We start from the raw sequence: 5,421 nt of genomic DNA, 5'->3' as shown, positions 1-5,421 counted from the left end.
CCCCTGCACCCACCCGTGCCCGAACTCCGCATGCCGCACATCGTGCCCCGCATGCCACCGCCGCTCCGCAGGAGGCACCGGCTCCTCGACAGCCTCCTCGGTCTCTTCCTGCTCCGCCTGCTCAAGCTCCTCGGCGGAGGCAGCGGCGGCAGCCGTCCGGGCCTGGGCGAAGAGATCCTCCTGCGTGTAGTCGGCGAGCCCCGAGACCCCCACCCCCAGAAGCCGTACGCCGCCCGTGGTGTCCACGGACTCCAGCAACCGCGCCGCGGCCTCCCGCACCACCGCGGGGTCGTCCGTGGGCCCCCTGAGCGTCTCGGACCGGGTCAGCGTCGAGAAGTCGTACCGCCGGACCTTCAGCACGATGGTCCGCCCCGACAGATGTGCACCCCGCAACCGCCGCACACACCGGTCGGCGAGCCGCTGGACCTCCATTCGCACCCGCACCCGGTCGTGGATGTCCACGTCGTACGTGTCCTCGACGGACACCGACTTGGTGTCCCGCTCGGCCACCACGGGCCGCACGTCGTGCGCGAGCGCCATGGCGTACAGCGCGCCCCCGTGGGCCTTCCCCAGGAGCCGTACGAGCTCGTCCTCGCCCGCCTCGGCGATCTCCCCGACCGTGGTGATCCCGGCCCGCCGCAGATGGTCCCCCGTGGCGGGCCCCACACCCGGCAGCGTGCGCACGGACATGGGGGCGAGCAGCTCCCGCTCGGTGCCCGGCTCTATCAGCACCAGCCCGTCCGGCTTGGCCTGCTCGGAGGCGATCTTCGCGAGCATCTTGGACGCGGCGAGCCCCACGGACCCGGTCAGCCCGGTGACGGCCCGGATGTCGCCACGCAGCTTCACCCCGGTCAGCCGCGCCGACTCCGCGTCCCAGGCCGTCTGCCCGGCCTCCAGGTCCACGAACGCCTCGTCCAGGCTCAACGGCTCCACCAGGGGCGACAGCTCCCGCAGCAGACCCATCACCTGCTCGCTGATCTCCCGGTACAACCCGAAGCGCGGTACGAGATACGCGGCGTTCGGCGCCAGCCGGCGGGCCTGCGCCATGGGCATCGCCGAATGCACCCCGAAGACCCGTGCCTCGTACGAGCAGGTGGCCACCACGCCCCGCGGCCCGAGCCCGCCCACGATGACCGCTTTCCCGCGCAGGCTCGGCTTGGCCGCCTGCTCCGCCGAGGCGTAGAAGGCATCCATGTCGAGATGCAGGATCGTGGGCGCGGTTCTCACATGTCCGATGCTGCCCTACGCCACTGACAATGCCCCGGCACGACCTGTGGACCGCCACGAAGCCGAACCGCCCGCACGCCACGCGCCGAGCGGCAGGCGGCAGGCGGCAGGACAAGAAGGCCCAGACAGGTCCGAGCCGCAAGGCTCAGACCCCGCCCCCCGGCTCAGACCGCGCGATTACGCCGCCGCGCCAGCTCGTCCGCCGGATTGGGCCGGACAAGGGTCTCGCCCGTGTCGACCCGCTCCCCGTGCAGCTGTGAGAGGGCGCTCTCGACGTCCCGCCAGACCACGCCCACCGCGATCCCGAAGATGCCCTGGCCGCCCTGGAGGAGCGCGTGGACCTCGTCGGGCGAGGAGCACTCGTAGACCGTCGCACCGTCGCTCATCAGCGTCATCCGCTCCAGATCCCGGAACCCGCGCTCACGCAGGTGCTGGACCGTGGTGCGGATGTTCTGCAGCGAGACCCCGGTGTCGAGGAACCGCTTGACGATCTTCAGGACGACGACGTCCCGGAAGCTGTAGAGCCGCTGCGTCCCCGACCCGTAGGCGGCCCGCACGCTCGGCTCGACCAAGCCGGTTCTGGCCCAGTAGTCCAGCTGCCGGTAGGTGATGCCCGCGGCCGCGCAGGCCGTGGGCCCCCGATAACCGACCTCCTCGGACGCCACCTCGCCGTCCTCGGGCACCGCTGTCGGCCGCTGTACGTGATCGGCCGCGCTGCTGTGAAGCGGGTACGGGCTGCTCTCCCCCAGACCGGGTCCGGGGGCACCCCCAGCCGTACCGTCGCCGCTGCTTCTCACGCCGACCTCCGTCCTTGACCTGCCTTCTCGAAGGTAGGCAGCCACCAGGGGTGCGTCAACGACCGCCACACTCGGCACGCCGAGTGATAATCACCCTAGGAGTGGTTTCCCGTGTCCCACCGCGGGGAAAGGCTAGCCGAATACTCTCCGGACAACCGCCGCACGGCCTGTCGTCCGGCGGTCCCGGAGGGTCACCGGAGCCCGGACGGGGCGCTCACTGGCTGTTGGTCCCGAAGTCCTCGGGCGAGATCTGGTCGAGGAACTCGCGGAACTTCTCCACCTCGTCCTCCTGCTCGTCCGGGATCGCGATACCGGCGTCGTCCAGCACCCCGTCGCTGCCGTAGATCGGCGTCCCGGTGCGCAGCGCGAGCGCTATGGCGTCGGACGGCCGGGCGCTGACCTCGACCCCGCTGGCGAACACCAGCTCCGCATAGAAGACGCCCTCCCGCAGGTCCGTGATGCGCACCTCGGTGAGCTCCTGGCCGACGGCCTCCAGCACGTCCTTGAACAGGTCGTGGGTCAGCGGTCGCGCGGGGGCCATGCCCTGCTGTGCGAAGGCGATCGCCGTCGCCTCCCCCGGCCCGATCCAGATGGGGAGGTAACGGTCGCCTCCCACTTCACGCAGGAGCACGATCGGTTGGTTGGAGGGCATTTCGACCCGGACACCTACGACGTCGAGCTCGTTCACACAGCAACCCTAGGCCGTGCCCGGCATCTTTGGGTAGTCGGGCACGGATTGGGCGCCCGATCCCGCGTTCCACGCGGCCCACCGGGTCAGGGCAGCCGCACCCCGAGCGCGGACTGCACCAGCGCGGCGTGCAGCTTCACCGCGAGCCCCGCCAGCTCCTTGGTCTGCGCCTCCGCGTGCGCCCTGGTCTGCGGATTGCGGTGTCGCCGCAGCGGGGCCACGACCTGGTCGACAAGGCCTGCCTCACGGTCGGCGGCGGCCTTCACGGCACGCAGATGGCGCGGCTCGATACCGAACCGCCCCAGTTCCACCACGAGACCGGCCACGGTCACCGCCTCGGCGTCGTAGACCCCCTCGGGCAGCGGTGTGATGAGCCCGTACGACTCCCACTCCTCCAGCTCCTGCTCGCCGATCTCCACGGCGGCCAGCAGCTCGGCACGCCCGATCCGGGCCACTGTCGGCCCTTCGGACTCGCAGAGCGCCTCACCGTCGCGCTGGCGCCCCACGGACGGCAACGGCAGCGCCTCACCGCGCTCCACGGCGTCCAGATGCTCGCGGATCACCTTCAGGGGCAGATAGTGGTCCCGCTGCATCCTCAGGACGTGTCCGAGGCGCTCGACGTCTCCCGGGCTGAACTTCCGGTACCCCGACGGGGTCCGCTGCGGCTCGATGAGCCCCTCCGACTCCAGGAAACGGATCTTGGAGATGGTGACTTCGGGGAACTCGTCGCGCAGCACATTGAGCACCGTGCCGATGCTCATCAGTCCGTTGTCCATGGCGGCGGTGCCGTGGCCGACACCGCCGCTCGGTGTTCGAAGCATGGACCTTCCTGAGGGTCCCCCCGGACCGGGTCCGGGGGCGGGTCAGATACCCCGCTGGCTCGCGTAGAAGACCAGCCGGTACTTGCCGATCTGCACCTCGTCGCCGTTCGACAGCGGGACCGAGTCGATCCGCTCCCGGTTGACGTACGTGCCGTTGAGGCTGCCTACGTCCGCCACCGTGAACGAGCCGTCGGAAACGCGCCGGAACTCCACATGGCGGCGCGACACGGTCACGTCGTCCAGGAAGATGTCGCTCTGCGGATGACGGCCGGCGGTGGTCAGCTCGCCGTCCAGCAGGAAGCGGCTGCCCGAGTTGGGCCCGCGGCGCACCACCAGGAGCGCCGAGCCGAGCGGCAACGCGTCCACGGCGGCCTGCGCCTCGGGCGAGAGCATCGGCATCTGCGTCTGGCCGGTGACCTCGGCGTCGTAGGCCTCAAGGCCCGAGATGGAGATCGTCGAGGTGGTCTCCGACGGGCGCTCGGGGGTCGCCCCGGCCCGCAACGGAGCACCGCAGTTGGAGCAGAAGCGACTCGCCTCCGCGTTGCGGTTACCGCACCTCGTACACACCAGGGCCGACATCGACGGATCCTCCTGCCGCGGCTGCCCCGTGGGGGCGTTGGACGCATACGGGTCGGAGCCGAAACCTATGCGTCCCGACTGGGCAGGGTCAACAGACGGCGCGCCCTGACCACCGGAAATGTCGCCACCAGGACCACCGACCTGATCGCGGAACAGGGGGCGGTCCCCCTGGTCCTCGCCCTCCGCGGGGCGCGGTGCACGATGGCGGGCAGTCGCGTTGTCGCTGCCCTCTCGCGCGCTCTTGCCGAACAACTTCGAAAACAACTTCACGGGCGATTCCCCTTGACCGAAACAGACCCGCCCGTGGGGCAGGACGAACCCTGATTGCACACACCGGCCGAGCCGGACACCCTCACAACGTCCGTATCCACCAGACAGTTTCCACCACGCACCACCCATTCGGTGCGCCGACCCCCCGCAACCTCATGCCCTCGAGGAGCTGCCCCCAAGCGCCCCCTGTTCACTGGGAGGACGACCGAGCGTAGTCAGGCCGCTTCGCCGGTCGCAAGGCGTCCACGATGATCTTGTCCGATCGTTCCACCGTGACAGTGGCCTGCTCCTTCTCCAAAGTCTGCACCACTCCGCCCGGGATGTTGAGCGCCGGTTCGAGGTCCTGAGGCTTGCCGATGACCTTGAAACGATAGGGGGCGCTGATCTTGTTCCCGTCGACGGCGACTCCGTCACTCACATCCGTCAGATAGGTGCCCGCGACGACCCGTACGCCGTTGACCTGGATCGCCTCCGCTCCGGCGGCACGCAGCTCCTGGATCGCGTCGAGCAGCATGTCGGCCTCGACCGTCCCCTTCTCGTCCTCGATGGTCAGCGTGATGCCGGGGCCCTGCGCCGCCACGGTGCCCGCAAGGATGCCGAGTTGCTTCTCCTTCTCGACCGTCTGCTTGCGGGCCTCCTCGGCCTGGTCCGAACTGTTCTCCAGCTCGGTGCGCTGATCCTCCAGCCCCTGCTTCTCCTCTTCCAGACGCTGCGTACGGTCGTCCAGTTCATCGAGGATGCGTACGAGATCCTCCTGACGCGCGCCGCGGAGGGCGCCGTCGCTGTCGCTGTTGGACGCCACCTGGACGGCGAGGCCGAAGCCGAGGCCGAACAGCAGGAGGGCCACGATGAACTGCGCACGCGACACGCGCGGCGGCCACAGCCCCTTCACCAGCCGCTGCCGGCCGGTCAGAACCGGCTTGCGCGGTTCCGCCTCGGCGTCCGGCGACTCCGCGTCCTCCTCGGCCCGCGCCTCCTGCGCCCGAACCTCTTCGGGAAGTTCCTTGCGCAGGCGGTTCCCGGAGGCCTCCGGGGCGTC

The 5,421-nt window shown here is 70.1% G+C and carries 6 protein-coding genes; all 6 read right to left on the bottom strand.

Annotated features, from left to right (window positions below; genetic code table 11):
* Positions 1-1,227, bottom strand: a 1,227-nt coding sequence (locus tag AOK17_RS44385) for a DNA polymerase IV (RefSeq protein WP_055618331.1), incomplete at its 3' end; no start/stop codon positions are given.
* Positions 1,228-1,391: 164 nt separating this feature from the next.
* Positions 1,392-2,024 carry a MerR family transcriptional regulator gene (locus AOK17_RS44380; RefSeq protein ID WP_079053640.1) on the bottom strand — a complete coding sequence of 211 codons (633 nt, stop codon included), beginning with the start codon at positions 2,022-2,024 and terminating at the stop codon, positions 1,392-1,394.
* Positions 2,025-2,238: 214 nt separating this feature from the next.
* Positions 2,239-2,712, bottom strand: a complete 474-nt coding sequence (locus AOK17_RS44375) for a bifunctional nuclease family protein (RefSeq protein ID WP_006123076.1) — start codon at positions 2,710-2,712, stop codon at positions 2,239-2,241.
* 86 nt (positions 2,713-2,798) lie between these two features.
* Positions 2,799-3,533 (bottom strand): transcriptional regulator FtsR, encoded by a 735-nt coding sequence (gene ftsR / locus AOK17_RS44370; protein WP_055618330.1) that lies wholly within the window; start codon positions 3,531-3,533, stop codon positions 2,799-2,801.
* A gap of 42 nt (positions 3,534-3,575) precedes the next feature.
* Positions 3,576-4,511, bottom strand: coding sequence for an FHA domain-containing protein (locus AOK17_RS49535; RefSeq protein WP_079053639.1), 936 nt, complete (start codon positions 4,509-4,511; stop codon positions 3,576-3,578).
* Positions 4,512-4,572: 61 nt separating this feature from the next.
* On the bottom strand, positions 4,573-5,421 hold an 849-nt coding region (locus AOK17_RS44360; protein ID WP_055618328.1), incomplete at its 5' end, for a DUF881 domain-containing protein.

Source organism: Streptomyces phaeochromogenes, from assembly GCF_001418655.1.
GTDB lineage: Bacteria > Actinomycetota > Actinomycetes > Streptomycetales > Streptomycetaceae > Streptomyces > Streptomyces phaeochromogenes.
Note: the sequence above shows the minus strand (reverse complement) of the source record. Positions and strands in the feature narration are given on the sequence as shown.

Bases quoted from the DNA above. Each gene is read 5' to 3' on its own strand.
- ftsR (WP_055618330.1), bottom strand. From the start codon at position 3,533: ATGCTTCGAACACCGAGCGGCGGTGTCGGCCACGGCACCGCCGCCATG.
- AOK17_RS49535 (WP_079053639.1), bottom strand. From the start codon at position 4,511: ATGGGTGGTGCGTGGTGGAAACTGTCTGGTGGATACGGACGTTGTGAG.